Origin of the sequence: Micromonospora sp. NPDC049203 (assembly GCF_043197215.1) — a bacterium.
Classification (GTDB): Bacteria; Actinomycetota; Actinomycetes; order Mycobacteriales; family Micromonosporaceae; genus Micromonospora.
Genome location: NZ_JBICSV010000002.1, coordinates 449,215 through 463,572 on the forward strand (window position 1 = coordinate 449,215; position 14,358 = coordinate 463,572).

General features: G+C 73.9%; 10 protein-coding genes and 1 pseudogene. 5 read left to right on the forward strand and 6 right to left on the reverse strand.

Annotated elements, in window-relative coordinates:
- Positions 1-18 precede the first annotated feature (18 nt).
- Positions 19-963 (reverse strand): hypothetical protein, encoded by a 945-nt coding sequence (locus ACGFIA_RS06570; protein WP_393258977.1) that lies wholly within the window; start codon positions 961-963, stop codon positions 19-21.
- Positions 964-1,263: 300 nt separating this feature from the next.
- Between ACGFIA_RS06570 and ACGFIA_RS06575 the strand changes: the two are divergent.
- A pseudogene (locus tag ACGFIA_RS06575) lies at positions 1,264-1,329 on the forward strand (hypothetical protein); the annotation flags it as partial.
- A 162-nt stretch (positions 1,330-1,491) separates the two neighbouring features.
- Here the strand turns inward: ACGFIA_RS06575 and ACGFIA_RS06580 are convergent.
- A complete protein-coding gene (locus ACGFIA_RS06580) occupies positions 1,492-2,340 on the reverse strand; it encodes an ergot alkaloid biosynthesis protein (protein ID WP_357477240.1) in 849 nt (282 codons plus the stop codon).
- Positions 2,337-2,750 carry a nuclear transport factor 2 family protein gene (locus tag ACGFIA_RS06585; protein WP_357467979.1) on the reverse strand — a complete coding sequence of 138 codons (414 nt, stop codon included), beginning with the start codon at positions 2,748-2,750 and terminating at the stop codon, positions 2,337-2,339. Before ACGFIA_RS06585 ends, ACGFIA_RS06580 begins: the two co-directional genes overlap by 4 nt.
- Before the next feature lie 106 nt (positions 2,751-2,856).
- Here ACGFIA_RS06585 and ACGFIA_RS06590 point away from each other — a divergent pair, with 106 nt between their 5' ends.
- Entirely contained in the window at positions 2,857-3,405 is a 549-nt protein-coding gene (locus ACGFIA_RS06590; protein ID WP_357387219.1) for a helix-turn-helix domain-containing protein, read from the forward strand.
- A gap of 60 nt (positions 3,406-3,465) precedes the next feature.
- Here ACGFIA_RS06590 and ACGFIA_RS06595 read toward each other — a convergent pair whose 3' ends face one another.
- Complete coding sequence (locus ACGFIA_RS06595) at positions 3,466-4,602, reverse strand: hypothetical protein (RefSeq protein ID WP_357467982.1); 1,137 nt, start codon at positions 4,600-4,602, stop codon at positions 3,466-3,468.
- 267 nt (positions 4,603-4,869) lie between these two features.
- Here ACGFIA_RS06595 and ACGFIA_RS06600 point away from each other — a divergent pair, with 267 nt between their 5' ends.
- Entirely contained in the window at positions 4,870-6,177 is a 1,308-nt protein-coding gene (locus ACGFIA_RS06600; protein WP_357387223.1) for a hypothetical protein, read from the forward strand.
- Positions 6,178-6,801: 624 nt separating this feature from the next.
- On the opposite strand, the gene ACGFIA_RS06605 is transcribed toward ACGFIA_RS06600, so the two are convergent.
- Positions 6,802-7,812: a hypothetical protein gene (locus tag ACGFIA_RS06605; protein ID WP_393258981.1), complete on the reverse strand. Its 1,011-nt coding sequence runs from the start codon at positions 7,810-7,812 to the stop codon at positions 6,802-6,804.
- A gap of 185 nt (positions 7,813-7,997) precedes the next feature.
- Entirely contained in the window at positions 7,998-10,862 is a 2,865-nt protein-coding gene (locus tag ACGFIA_RS06610) for a CHAT domain-containing protein (RefSeq protein ID WP_393258983.1), read from the reverse strand.
- Between the two features lie 58 nt (positions 10,863-10,920).
- Between ACGFIA_RS06610 and ACGFIA_RS06615 the strand changes: the two genes are divergently transcribed.
- Both ACGFIA_RS06615 and ACGFIA_RS06620 read left to right on the forward strand, forming a co-directional pair.
- Complete coding sequence (locus ACGFIA_RS06615) at positions 10,921-11,880, forward strand: hypothetical protein (protein WP_357387229.1); 960 nt, start codon at positions 10,921-10,923, stop codon at positions 11,878-11,880.
- 90 nt (positions 11,881-11,970) lie between these two features.
- On the forward strand, positions 11,971-14,340 hold the full coding sequence (locus tag ACGFIA_RS06620) for a CHAT domain-containing protein (protein WP_357387231.1): 2,370 nt from the start codon (positions 11,971-11,973) through the stop codon (positions 14,338-14,340).
- The last annotated feature ends 18 nt before the right edge of the window (positions 14,341-14,358 follow it).

Below are 14,358 nucleotides of genomic sequence, written 5' to 3' on the forward strand. Positions count from 1 at the left end.
CTGGCGTCCATCCGGGCCTCAGCCCAGCTCGATGACGGGCCGGGTCAGGATCTCGTCGGCGTATCCGTCGTCGGAGGCGACCCACTGGCCGAAATCCTCGTCGCGGTACGCGGTCACCAGGGTGAGCCAGCCCAGGAAGAAACCGCTGCCGCCGCAGGTGGCACCGCCGCCGTCCCCACCGCACACGACGGTGCGCTCGGTCGTCGCCTCGTGCCGGTATGGGTCCTGCCCGATCGCCAGACCCCAGAGGTTGTCCTGCCGGTGCGGGCCGGTCCTGTGGTCGTACGGGTAGCCGTCGCCGGGGCAGTCGTCACCCCAGCGGAACAGCGTCGCCGCGCCGGCGCCACACGCCCACTCCCACTCGTCCGGAGTGGTCGTCCGCAGGCCGAGGTCGGCCAGCCCGGCCATCGCGTCGTCGTACGAGACCTCGCGGATCGCCCGGGCGCGCACCACCTGCCCGGCCCGGTCGAATTCCACGGCCAGCCCGTCACCCGACCGGAAGGTGCGCACCCCGCCGAACCGGCCCCCGGCCGACGAGACCAGCTCCCGCACGCGAGGGTCGTCCGGCGCCAGCGGAACCTCGCACGGGTCGAAGGCGTCCACCGCGACCAGCATCGCCGGCATGTCGACGTCGCGGACGGGTGACGTCATCGCGTCCACGTACTCCGTCAGCGACGGAAGGCCGAACTCGGCGGCGCTGTCGGCGTAGTCGGCGGCCTGGTGCGCGGCGGGACGGAACCGGGCCGCGTCGTAGCCGAGCGTCGACCGGCCGCCGGGGACGAGAGCGAACCGCATCCCGCCGTGGTCGAACAGCGCCGTGCGGTGCGACCGCCCCGCGTACGCCCTGTTCTCCACACCGGCCACTGTCAACTCGTGCCGGCCGGCGATGTCCTGGGCCAGCCGGCCGGCAGCGCTGTCGGAGAGGTCGTTCCACTGCGCGGAAGTGAGATCGGCGTACGACACCGCGAAAGGATAGCCACGGGCTCCGACAACACCGGATCGACGCCGAGCTGTCCGGCTACGCGGCAGCGCGCGACCCGCCGACGAAGCGGTCAGGCGCCGTCGACGTCGGGCGGTTCCTCCGTCCAGCTCGACGCCGCCGCCCGCGCCCACCTCGCCGGCCTCGCGTGGCCGGCGAGGCGCAGCAGCCGGCAGATGCCGGCCCAACGGGTACGCCCGGCGATGCACCAACTGCTCGCCTCGATGACCGAACACCCCGCGTTCATCCTCGGCCGCCGCACGGACGTGCTCGCCTCGAAGCGGATGAGCCATCCGGCGGTCGGGCCGATCACTCTTCACTACGAGGCGCTCGCCCTGCCCGGCGACCCGGACCAGACGCTGTTCGTCTACACCACCGATCCCGGCAGCCCGTCGCACGACAGTTCCCTGGCCGTCCGGGCCGAGCCGGCCCCGGCAGGGCCTCGTCCACGCCGCTGTCCGACGCGAGCAGGACCGAACCGAACCCGTCCTGACGCCGGCCGGGCGTCGTTCTCAGGCCGGCGAGGCGTCCGCGGCCCGAGGGGCCCCGGCCAGCCGGTCGCGGCAGAAGTCCCGGAACGTCCGGGCCGGCCGGCCGGTCACGTCCGCGACGGTCGTCGTGACCCGGTCCTCCGAGCCCGCGGCGACGGCCGTGTCCAGGCCCGCGAGGAAGCGGGCGTAGTCGGGCGCGAGGCCGTGAGCCTCGTGGTACGCGGTGAGCGCGTCCTCGTCGACCGCACGGTGCCGGACCGGGTGACCGAGGAGGTCGGTGAGCGTGGCGGCGACGTCGGCGTAGCTCAGCCGCTCGGGACCGGTGATGACGTGCTCGGTGTCGTGGGGCACCGGGTCGGTGAGGGCACGCACCGCCACCTCGGCGATGTCGGCCGGATCGACGAAGCCCACGCGGGCGTCGCCGGTGGCGCTGACGATCTCGCCACGCTCCCGGGCGCTCGCGGCGTGCGGATGGTCGCCGACGAAGTTCTCCATGAACCAGGACGGTCGCAGCACCGCCCACTCGGGGATCATCTCGCCGAGCTGGGCCTGCACCTCGCCCAGTCCCGGCGTGCCGGCCTCGATCGCCGACGAGCTGAGCAGGACGGCCCGCCGTACCCGGGCGCGCCGGGCCAGGTCCAGGAACGGCAGCATGGTCGGCGCCGGGTCGGCGTCGCCGAGGGGCGCGATCAGGTAGAGCCCTGTCACACCGTCCAGCGCCGTGGCGTGCGTGCTGCGGTCGTACCAATCGAAGCGGACGCCCTCGGCGGACGCCCGGCGGCTGGCGACGCGGGCCCGGCGGCCGGCGGCGGCGAGTCTCGCGGCGACGAGCCGGCCCGTCGTTCCCGTGCCTCCGACGACGAGGATCATGCCCGCACCCCCTCGCCGAACAGTTCCCGCACGGCCAGCGGGTTCCAGTAGTCGCGGTAGCGCACGATCCGCCCGGCCCTGATGGTGAGGACGGCGATGTACCGCAGCCGGTACGGCTCGCCCGTGGCGACGACGACGCCGGTGGCGGTGAACTCGGCGACGATCACCTCCGGGTCCGCGGTCTGGTGCACGGTGACGTCGGCGATCTCGCGGATGTCCAGGGTCCGCGGGTAGTCGATGAGGTAGTCGTGCAGCTCGGCTCGGCCGGCCACCCGGCTGGGCCGCCCGGCCGGCGCGAACGGGAACTCCATGACGGCGTCGTCGGCGAACAGGGCGATGAAGCCCGGCATGTCCTTTCCGAGCAGAAGATCCAGGGCCTGGTGGAACACATCGGTGGCGGTACTCGGCACTGCTGTTCCTTCCTGTCGCGGGCCGCCCGCGGTGATCTACGATAAGCGGACGGCCGGTCCGCTTCACCATAGCGGACTGGCGGTCCGTTTGCGAGAGGGGGCAGGAGTGCGGGCTGACGCGGCGCGGAATCGGGAGGCGGTGCTCGCCGCGGCCGACCGGCTGTTCGAGGCGGCGACCGACCCCGACCGGATCTCCATGGACGACGTCGCCGCTGCCGCCGGCGTGGGCAAGGGCACGCTGTTCCGCCACTTCCGAGACCGGCTGGGCCTCATCCGCGCCCTCTACGGCGCACGCGGCGAACAGCTTCAGGCGTCACTCGCGGCGAGCCTGCCCGGCGACTCGCCGGCGGACCGGGCCCTGCGCCTGCTGCGGGAACTGGTCCGGTTCAAACGGGCCAACCGGGTCCTCACGCTGGCCCTGGAGAACGCGGGAAGCGGAAGCCCCTATCGCAACGAGTCGTACGAGGAGTGGCACGCGACGCTGAGCGCCATCGTGTCCGAGGCCCGGGGCCCCGAGTCGGCGGAGTTCCTCGCGCACGCCTTGCTGGCCGCGGTGCGCAGCGATCTCGTGGAGCATCTTCGCGACTGGCCCGACGAGCGCTGGGATGCCGGGCTGACCGCGCTGACCCGTTCGGTGCTGGCCTCCGGGCGGTAGTCATTCCGGCGGACGCCAGGGTGGCGGGGCGTGAGCCGTGCCGCGCTCAGGCCCCCGCCCTCACCTGGTCCGCTCGATCACGGCGGTGAGGCGGAGCCCGGCTGTCGACACCGTGCCGCTCCCCCAGAACGACGAGGTCCCCGGGATGTTTGCGAGGGCGTCCAGGCTCGGGTCGTTGCCGTCCACCTTCGGCCCGTACGCGACGCTCCATCGGCCGCCGGTGTAGCGCAGCAACAGCGTGCCCGGGTACTCGACGTACGGCGGGACCGGATTCGTGCCACTGATCCAGACGTCGCCGTTCGCGTCACCGGCGACGGCGTACACCCAACCGGCGGGTGCCGGTCCGGCCACCCGCTGCCACGTCCGGCCGTCCCAGTGCAGGATGACCGGCTTGGGGGTGGAGTCGAAGTCCTGGGTGCCGACCGCCCAGGCGTCGGTCGACGAGCGGGCCCACACACCGGTGAGCCGGGCGCTCGGGATCGGCGGCAGCGATGCCACCCGCCACGACCCGCCGACGCGCTGCGCGATCATCGGCTCCGGGTAGGGCGCGTCGGCGACGTACCGTTCACCGGCGGCGAACACGCTGCCGTCCTGGGTGCGTGAGACCGCCCGCAGGACGCCGTCGATTCCCTCAGTCCCCGGCACCGCGACGCGGTCGAAGCGACGGGCGTCACCCTCGACGACGAGCGGCCGGCCGCCGTCGTGACCGACGAGCACGGCCCGCCCGCCAGCGGCGGCGGCCACGTCCAGCAGCTCCGAGGTCCCGGCCGGTGCCGTCCACGGCGCGTGCGCCGTCCAGGTCTCGCCGTCGAAGTGCCCGGCGTACGCCTCACCGCGGCGCCCGATGCCCACCGTCCAGACGTCCCGGGCGTTCGCCGCGTCCACCTTGTACAACACGTATGCGGCGTGCGGCAGCCGTCGTTCCGTCCACGTCCGCCCGTTCCACCGCAGCAGCGCGTACGGCTCGTCGATCGAGTACCCCGTGTAGGTCGACGCCTGGTAGCCGACGGACCAGGCGTTGTTCGGGCCGGTGGCGGCCACGTCGGTGAGCCGGCTCTCGTGAATCAGCGCCGGGACCGTCGCCGTCCACGTCGAGGGCGTCGCGGCTGCGACAGGCGTGACCGGCGGGAGCAGCACGCCTGCCGCCAGTGTGGAGACCGTCGCCGCGGACAGCCCGTACCGTGCCAGTGATCCCATGGTGGCCCCTCTTCCTGCGTTGACAGCCGGCCCTCAGCATCGCGCCCCGTGACGCTTCGGGTACGCCCGCGTGCTGTCTCGTAAGAGAGCGGTAAGAACGGCGTACGCCGCCGGGTTCGCGGGCCGGATCCAGCGGCGACGTTCGTGGATGATCGCGCGCCCTGTGCTCGACGCGATGGACGAGTCACGCATCCCGGCGACCGCATCCGGCCGGCGTGTCCGTCAGCTATCGCTACAGGCAACCCGAGCACCGGCCAGGGAGACACCATGACGGCGGACGCCATCGACCTGCTGCACCCGTCCGATGTCCTAGCCGGACGCGAACTCGTGTCCGCGTCCGGGCGCTCCGCCGACGACCGGGAGGTCCGGGTGGTCGGCGACGGGGTCCGCTGCGGACGCCCGGTGATCTACCCGGTGCCGGCTGCGGACCTGCCGCCGGCCCTGCGGCGGCGTGCCGACGCCGGCTACCGGTACGTGGGCGCCATCTTCGCCTTCGACCTCGGCGATCTCGCCGACGGCGAGCGCTATCAGGCGGTCCGGTTCGAGGTCGAGCTGACCGACCGGCGCGCCGTGGCGGTGCGGCTCGACGGTGACGGCGGCGCGGTGGGGCTGACCTTCGACGACGCCGGCCCGGCCCCGGCCTCCACGACCGCCGCGCACACGGTCACCGCCGCCCGGGCCCGGCCGGACTGGCTCCGCCGTCTGCTCAACCGATGGGGCGTCCCCCGGGCGTGGACGCTCGGCCTGCACCAGCACCGGTTCCGCTGGACGTACGAGGACCCGCGCGGCGTCCTCCTGTTGCCCCGGTCGTACGCCGTGCACGCGCTGATCGAAGTCCCCGCGGACCTCGCGGAGCTTCACGGCACGATCGACATGCACGTCGACGTGTCGACACGGACGTCCACGGTCCTGCACGCCGATCTGCGTGACTCGATCGCCTTCAGCGAGTCGATCCAGGTCACCGCCGGGCCGGCCGACGTGGCCGGCTCAGCGGCGGTGCGGCTCTGCATGGCCGCCGACGTGTCGGGTTACAGCAGCCGGACCAACGCCGAGACCGAACGGATCCAGAGTCTCCTCGTCGACGTTCTCGCCCGGGCCCGTCGCGCCGCGGGCATCGCCGACTCCGCGGTGGCGCCCCAGGCACACGGTGACGGCCAGTTCACGGTGCTGCCCTCCGGCATCGACGAGTCGGTGGTCATTCCACGCCTGGTCGAGGAGCTCGGCGCCGCCCTGTGCGAGGTGAACGCGATCGCCGCGCCGGAAGCCCGGCTGCGCCTGCGGTTGGCGCTGCACCGAGGTCTGGTCAAACCGGCGTGCAACGGGTGGGTGGGCTCGTCGACAATCGCCGTGCACCGCCTTCTCGACAGCCCTCCGCTGCGAGCGGCGTTGCGCGACAACGCGGCGGCCGACTTCGTGCTGGGCGTCCCGGACGTGCTCTTCAAGGACGTGATCGTGCACGCCGCCGAACCGCCGCTGCCGGGCGACTTCACACCCGTCATCGTCGACCTGCCGGAGAAGAGCTTCGTGGAGCACTGCTGGGTGGCCGCCAGCACCACCCTGGCGGTGCGAGCCTGACGAGGACGCCGGCCGGCTGACGACCGCGTCGCCGCCCCCTGCCGATTCCGGTTTCGGTCGGATTCCGCACGCCGCTTTCCCGATCTGATTCCGATCAGCGGCCGGGATGTGGCCGAAAGGGATTCCCACACAACCGGGGGGTGGCCGACGTGGAGTCGCACTGACCTGCGTTGACGGCGGCGCGGAGAGGCACTTGCCTGCCTTCCCGCGCCGCCTGTTCCCCCGCGTGCGGCATCGACCACTGCCACCAGCCCACCGCCACCCACACCCGTCCGTCCTGGCGGGCGGTCCGTCAGGAAGGGGTACGCCGGCGAGAGCCCGGCGGGACGGAGGTGGGCCGCCGATGACGACGAGGACGGCCGGTGCGGCGCGGACAGCCGGGCGGACGGACGTGCGACAGTCGCGGGCCGCGAACGTGATCGACACCTTCGCGGTGCGGAATCGTCTCGTGATCATTCAACCGGCCGGCCGGCGGTGCGGGTGAGACTCTCGCCGGAGCAGAGCGCGAAGCTCCATCGCCTCGTGGAGGAGGAGCTTCGCGCTGCCGTGCGCGCCGCCGCGGCCGACGGTGTCCCCGCCGAGGCGCTGGCCGCCGACCTCGACGAGCGCCGCCGGGCTGTGGAGTCAGCGCTCGAGGCCACGGACGATCTGCTGGACAGCCGCGACCACCCGGGCGACGACGGCGGGGTCGGCGAGTCTCACTGAGACCCGCTCGTCGAAGGCGGGCGCCGATCCCGGCGCGCGGTCCAGTTCGTCTCCCCCGGTGCCCTCCCCGAACACCGCGGTGACGATCCGCACGACGGCCTCGTCCGGATCGACGCCCCGGCCCAGCGCCTCGTCGAGTGCGTCGATGACGGCCGCGGCGAGCGCTCGCAGTCTCACCTCGTCGATCTCGCCGCTGGTCGTCGGCGGGGCCTGGTCCGCGCTCTCGCCCACCGGCGTCGCCGCCACCGGGGCCGGCTTGGCGCCCATCGGCCGCTCGACGTACATGGCGAACCAGGCTGGGCGGCGCCGCATCGCCGCGAGCACCTCCTCGACCTCGCGCACCACCGCCGCCGGGTCGCTTCCCACCCAGTCGCCGGTCGCGGCGACACGCCGGGCCGCCCAGCTCTGCAGCGGCCACACATCGGCACCGGCGCTGACGGTGACACCCACCCAGTTGAGGATCTCGACGGCGAGTTCCATCAGCCAGGCGTCGTAGCCGAGCGCGTCGGCCAGCCAGCCGGGGACGCGCGGACGTTGCAGCGCTCCCCGCCGCCCCCGGCGCCGTCGGTGCGCGTCGACTGTGACAGCGGTCAGCCGTCGCGTCATCCACGCCTCCACGCTCCGGATCGGCGCCACCGCGTGCGTCAGGAGATCCTCCACGACCGCCTCCACGTCATCGTGGAAGCCGTCGAGGCAGTCGTCGGCCAACTGCGGCACGGCCGCCGCGCAGACGAAGTGGCCGCGCCGGTGTTCGACCGGCCGGGTGACGCGGGCGAAGACCAGCGGCCAGGCCACCGACCACGCGCCGGCGGTCAGCCGCCGGCGCTCCGCCGGTGACGCGGCCCGCGCCACGGCCGCCAACTGACCGTGCCCGGCCAGCAGACGGACGTAGGCGACCTCGGCGTCCGCGGCGGGGTGCGAACTCGTCACAGCGCTCCTTCCGATGCGGTGACTACCGGTGTGGAGCGTGCGGAGACCCGGCCGCGCGCTGGCAGCCGGTCGGCCGGTCAGGCAGCTCACCCCACGAATGACAGATCAATCGTGGGGTCGCCGCCGGTCGTCCGCCGGTCATCGCCCGGCCGACTCTGTGGCCAGTTGACGGCCAGCCGCCGGCCTCAGCGCCCGAAGTGGACGAACGCGGCCCAGCCGACCGGATCGGCCGTCGTGGTCCGGCCGAGCGCCGCGCGCAGCACCTCGGGCATCTCGGCGGGCACCTGACGCGTATCGGAGATCATCCACCGCTGGGCCGCGCGGAGGGCATCGGCCGGCGCGAGACCCTCGCGACGCAGGTAGTGGTGGAACATGTACATCAGCACCGACGTGGCGGCGTCCGGCACGCTCCACTGGGCACCGACGACAGCGCTGGCGGTGTTCGCGAGCAGCGTGGTGCTCAGGCTGAACGCCTCGTCGTCGGCGCGGCCGCAGACGCCGCTGCCGCACGCGGCGAGCACCGCCAGGGCGATGGAACGGGCCGGGGCGAACCGGACGATCTCCTCGGCCGACATCCGCTCCCCACCGGCCAGCAGGAGGTAGGACGTGTCGGCCCCGGTACGGCCGGGGCGTACCACGCCGTGGCAGGCCAGGTGCAGCATGGCGCCGGCGTGCTCGTCGGCGAGCCACCCGAGCAGGTCCGCCCGGGTGCCCACCCCGCCGTCGGCGGCACCTCCGTCCGGGGTGCGGCCGACATACCGGGCGCGCGGATAGAACCGCTCCCGCACCGCCTGCGCCTCGGCCCGGGCCGCCGGCAGGTCCGCGGCGGCGCCCGCCGTGTCCGGGTCGCCCACCACCAGGCCGGAGTCGGACAGCGGTACCGGTGCACGCCAGGCCAGGTCGCACAGCAGACGTGCCGACGGCGCGTACGAGAACACCGCGTCCTCGATCGCGTACCGCACTCCCTCGTCCGTCACGTGGCGGGCGGCGTGCCAGGGAATGCGGGCCAGCTCGCCCACCGGGATCAGCACGAGGCGCGGCGCACGTCCGTCCGCCGGTTGCGGGCACCGTTCCAGCAGCGGACCGATCGCGGCCGTCCACGCCCAGTCGCAGACGTCGTCGAGGGTCTTGCGCGCCGTCCCGGCGGCCTCGGACCACGATCCGGCCACCGCCACCCGGCCGGCGAGGCTTTCGGCTGTGGTCGCGGTGAGGAACGCGTCGAAGCCTGCCGTGCCCTGCTTGCTCAGCGTCGCCAACGGGAACCAACTCGGCGGCTCCGCGCGTGGCACCATCACCACCGCACCCGACTTCTCGTCACCGGGCATCAGATAGACGAGCATGTCGGCACCCAGTCCGGTCAGCGCCGCCCGCATCTCGTCGAGGTCGGGCGGGGCGAGCAGCCGCGTCGCCGCGGCGTCGGGCGCGACCGTCGTCGTGCCGTCCTCGGTGATGGCGATCCCGGCCAGTGCCGCGATGACCTCGCGGCGCAGCTCGCCCGGCACGAGCTCGGGCTCGGTCTCGGCGACGGCGTCGCGCCAGCGTGCGGCGAGGCCGGCCCGGCCGGCACCGGCCAGGCGCGCGCCGAGGTCACGGGTCTCGGTGGCCGTGTAGAGGATCAGCGCGCGACAGGCGTCCAGCGCCAGCGCCGCGGATCCCGGATCGTCGTCGGCGAGGCACCACGCCGCGACGTCGAGCGCGTCGTCCGCGGCGTTCCGCGCGGCCGCGTCGGCGTCGCTGATGCTGCCCGTCAGCAACACGTTCCAGGCGTGCCCGCGCAGCCCGGCGAGCGCGACCTCCCGGCCCCGCCGCTTGTCGCCGGCCATCCGGTACGCGTGCGCCAACGGGTTGGACAACCGCGTCCACTGCTGGTGCTGGTTAGAACCGGCCAGTTCGCGTCCCTGTTCGAGCAGCCGGATGGCCTCGGTGAGATCCGCGCGGCGTGCCAGTTTCTCGACTCGGCGCAGGTACGCGGTGCCGAGGCTCGCCAGGTACGGCACCCGCCTCGGGTCATGGTCCGGCACCAGGTCCACTGCCGCGCGGAGGTCGCTGATCGCGGCGTCCAGCAGGCTCCTGTTGTCAATCCCGTGAGCCAACTCCGCGAACCCCAGCGCATGCAGGTGCATCGCGCGTTCGTGCGGCGGCTGGCCGGGCTGCTCGGCGAGCGCGCGCAACGCGGCGAGCTGCTCGTGCTGCTCCGGGCCGGTCGGATCGCTCCGCCACGGGGCGGTGCCCGTGTTGGCGGGACTCGTCATCTCCCGCAACGCTTCCATCTGCATCCGGGCGGCGCGCAGACCGTGCCGCAGGGGCTCGGCGGCGGGTAGCGACGACGCGGCCTCCTCCGCCCGGTCCAGGGCCGGCCACATGGCCGCCAGGTCGCCGCGGGCCGCCGCCACGTTGAGTTCGAGGAAGCCCTTGACCGCCGCGAGCCGCACTTTCGCATCCTCGCGGTCGGGCATCAGGCCGAGCACGAACTCGATCGAACGTTCCAGGTCTGCCGACGACTCCGTCACCCGTGCCGGATTACCCTCCAGCGCACTGAGGAGGAAGCTGAGGCAGACACGCGTGTGCTCGACCATCTGCGCGTACGGCTGCCGATCGCCCACGACACGGGCCAGCCGCTCCACCTCGGCGAGAGCTCCCCGGGGAGTGACCCCGGGCGCGCTGTCCGCCACCGCCCGTGCCAGGGCGGTGGACCGCACGACCGCCGCGCCCAGCTCCGCCTCCGGCAGGGGGTGCGGGTCGGCGGCGGCGATCTCACACAACGCGACCGCTCGTTCGAGGTGCGCGGTGAAACGTCCCGAGCGGAGGATGGCGTTGACCAGGATCTGCGCGAGCTTGCACCGCCCCGGCAGGTCTTCGGGAAGCATGTCGAAGTCCGCGAGAGCCGCCGACAGGTCGTCCGGCCGCCGGCCGTGCTGGTCGAACGCGACCAGGCGCAGCCAGCAGCGGGTGAAGCGCCACGGCCCGCTGTCCGCCTGGCCGACCGTCGTCATCGCTGCCGATGCCGAGTCGACGAGCGTACGCAGCGCGTCATCGGGTACCTGAGCCAACGTGACCCCACAGAGTACGGTTCCGGTTGACGACTACTGACGGACCGGGGAGGCGGTCGTGTCCCTTCAGGACGAGCTCCACCGGGAACTCGTTGAACTTCGCCGGCGGCGGGGCCTGCTGAGCGCGTCACTGGGCCGGCTCGTGGGACCACGGCTGCACGAGCTGAGCGGGACCACGCCGACCGACCCGGACCGGGTGGTGCGTGAGCGGGTCGGGCGGACGTTGCTCTCGCTGGCCCGGGACCTGCCGGCGGACCTGGTCCGTGTGGTCGAGCTGACCTACGCCCTCGACACCGAGCACGCCTACGCCGACCTGACCACCCGGCAGGCTCAGCTGGGCCGGGAGCAGAGATACGAGATGCGGACCGCCCGGCGCCGTTCGGAGCAGGTGACCGAGTTGCTGGCCGCGGCGGCGGAGGCCGACTGGGCGACGCGCCTCGCGGGGGATCTCGACTCCGGGTGGCGGGTCCGGTCGCTGGAGGCGCTGCTGCGGCTCGACACCCCGACGCCGGAGTTGTACGAGGCCCGGACCATCGTCGCCACCCGGGATCTCGACGAGATCGTCGTCCGGCTCGACCTGCCCCGCCCGGACACCGACAGCTCGGACGGCGCCGACCTCCGCATCGACGTGCTCTACGGCGCACGTATCCGCAGCGTCGAACGGGGCAACGGCAACCGCCACTTCGAGGTCCGGCTCGCCCTGCCCGAGACGCTGAGCGCCGACCGGAACCACAAGCTGTGCATGCACTTCCGGGTGGCGCCCGGGCAGCGGATCCGCGACCGCTACGTGATCACTCCGCTGGATCCCTGCGACTACGGACTGGTGCGGGTCCGCTTCGCCGGTCGCGAACCCGCCGCGCTGTGGCGGATCGACGGGCTGCCGCAGGGGCTGCTCGACGATCCGGACCGCCGGCACGACCGGCTCAGCGTGGACGGCGCGGGTGACGTCGTGTCGGAGTTCCGGCGGCTGCGACAGGGGCGCGGCTACGGCGTGGGGTGGCGGTTCGCGCAGCCGTGACCCGGCGGGCGCCCCGCTGTCCGTCAGGAACGGATGTGGCCCGGTTCTGTCGCGGGCCGAGGGCGACGCACCGGAAGGCCGGTACCGGAGATGGACGGCGAGCACCTGTTGAACGTGATCGTCGGCATGTCGATCGACGACCTCCCCGACGCCATCGACCATTTCACCGAGTCGGGTGACCGGCTCGCCCGCGCCATGGCGTACGCCCGTCTCCATCAGCACGACCGCCGGCCGGAGACACTCGCGCGCGCCGAGTCGGACTTCGCGGCGGCCGGCGGCAGCCCCGCCGACCGCGCCCAGGTGGCACGGGTGCTGGCCGCCCAGCGAGCCAAGGAGGCCGCCTTCGGCGCGCCCGGTGACGTCGGGCCGCTCCAGCGGATTCTCGACGAGGCCGAGGACGACCCGTCGAGTCCCGGTGACCGCGCCATGCTGGGCGTCATGACCGACCTGGCCGGCGCCCTGCGCGGGGGACCCGCCCATGACCTTGAGGGCACGCTGACGCGGCTCTCGTCGATCAGCGTTCCGCCCGACAGCCCTCACGCCGCGATGCTGCCGTTCATGAAGGCGGCGCTGGCGGCGCAGATCGCCGCCCCCGACGATCGAGCCGCCGTGGAGGATCTGCTCGATCAGGCCCGGTCGACCCGCAGGGAGCTGTGGAAGCACGGACAGCATGCGTCGACCGGCGAGTTCCTGGAGGCCTCGGCCCGGCTGATCGACGCGGCGCAACGGCAGGACCTCCGATCGGCGGAGGAGGCGCTCCGGAGCATGCGCGAGGCACTCGACCGCACGCCCGCTGACCACCCGGGTGTGGCCGACCTCCTTGAGCACGTCAAGCAGAACAAGGCTCAGCTCGACGGCCTGCTCTCGACCATCGCCGCCGGCCCGCCCCCGGCCTCCGATGACGCCGCCACGCCCGCCGACGACGTGGCTCGGCTGATCGCCGACGGCTGCCGGCTCGTCGCGCAGGCCCAGACCGGCCAGGACCTCGACCTGCTGCGCCGTGGCATCGACGACCTGGCCGGCGCCGTCCGGGTCGCTACCGAGGACGACCCGCGGCTGCCCGCCGTACGGATGGTGCTCGGCCACGCGCTCACGCTGGCCCACCGGGTCGGCCGGGACGACACCGCGCTCACCCGGGCGGTCGACCAGCTCACCGCTGCGGTGCGCGAGGCGGCCCAGCCGGGCCACCCGGTCTTCGCGCCGGCCGCACACGCCCTGGCTCACGCACACCTCGAAGCGGGTAGCGCCCGCGCCGCCTGCGACGTGGGCCTGCGTGGCCTGTCCGGGTACGCGTACCAGGTGCTGCTGGGCAGCGGTACGGAGGACGCCGTCACGATCGCGCGGGACGGGGCGACGACGGCCGCGGAGGTGGCACGCTGGTGCCTGGCCCAGAACGACGTCCAGGCCGCCGGGACGGCGTTGGACACCGGCCGCGACATGCTCCTGTACGCGGCGACGGTGGCCGCTACCGTTCCGGAGCTGCTGACCGCAGCCGGTGAGCCCGACCTCGCCGCGGGCTGGACGGCCGTGGACGGCGTCCTGGACGTCGCCGGGGCACGACGCGCCGCGCGTGCCACCGCCGCGCTGACGAGTTCCGCGACACCTGCCGTCGGTCGCCTGCTCGGCCCGACGAGCTTCGACGAGATCCGCGCGGCACTGGCAGCGCTGGGCCGGGACGCGCTCGTCCATCTGCTGCCCGAGGACGGCAGCGGTGGCGGCCTCGCCGTCGTCGTGCCGCGCGAGGAAGCGCCCTTCTCGCTTGAGCTGCCGGCGCTCACCGTGCCGCCGGCGGCCGGGCCGTGCTCCGCGGAGACGGGCGAGTGGGCGTGGCGGGCAGCCATGGGCCCGTTGCTGCACGCCCTGGGCCGCGCCCCGGATCCGGGCCGCCCGGCGCGGCTGACGCTCGTCGCGCCCGGAGCGCTGGCCGCGGTGCCCTGGCAGGCCGCCCGCGCCCCGGACGGCCGGTACGCCGTGCGGGAGGCCGCCCTCTCGTACATCGTCTCCGCCCGGCTGTTGTGCGAGCTGGCCTGGCGAGGGCCGGTGGCGTCCGGTGCCGAGGTGACAGGCGACGCCGGCCTGACGCCGCACGCGATCCTGACGCGGCCCGTCGGGGCGGACGTCGTCACACTGCCGCCCCGCCCCGGCGGGGCCGAGGTCGCCGGGGCCGACGACCCGGCGTTCGCGGCGGCGACGGCGTACCTGGTCGGCGGCGCCCGTACCGTGTTCGCCGCCGGATGGCCGGCGCCGGGCTCCTCGGCGCCGCTGCTCGCCTTCATGACCTCGCACTTCCGGCGGGAAGGGCTGCCCCCGGCGGACGCGCTGCGCCGCGCCCAGTTGTGGATGCTCGACGGCGGCCGCACGGCGCCGCACTCGATGCCTGACCAGCTACGCGCGGAGGCGGGCGAGGCGGGATACGCCGAGGTCGCCGCGTGGGCCGGGGTCAGCCACCACGGCCGGTAGGCGACGGCCGACCGCCGG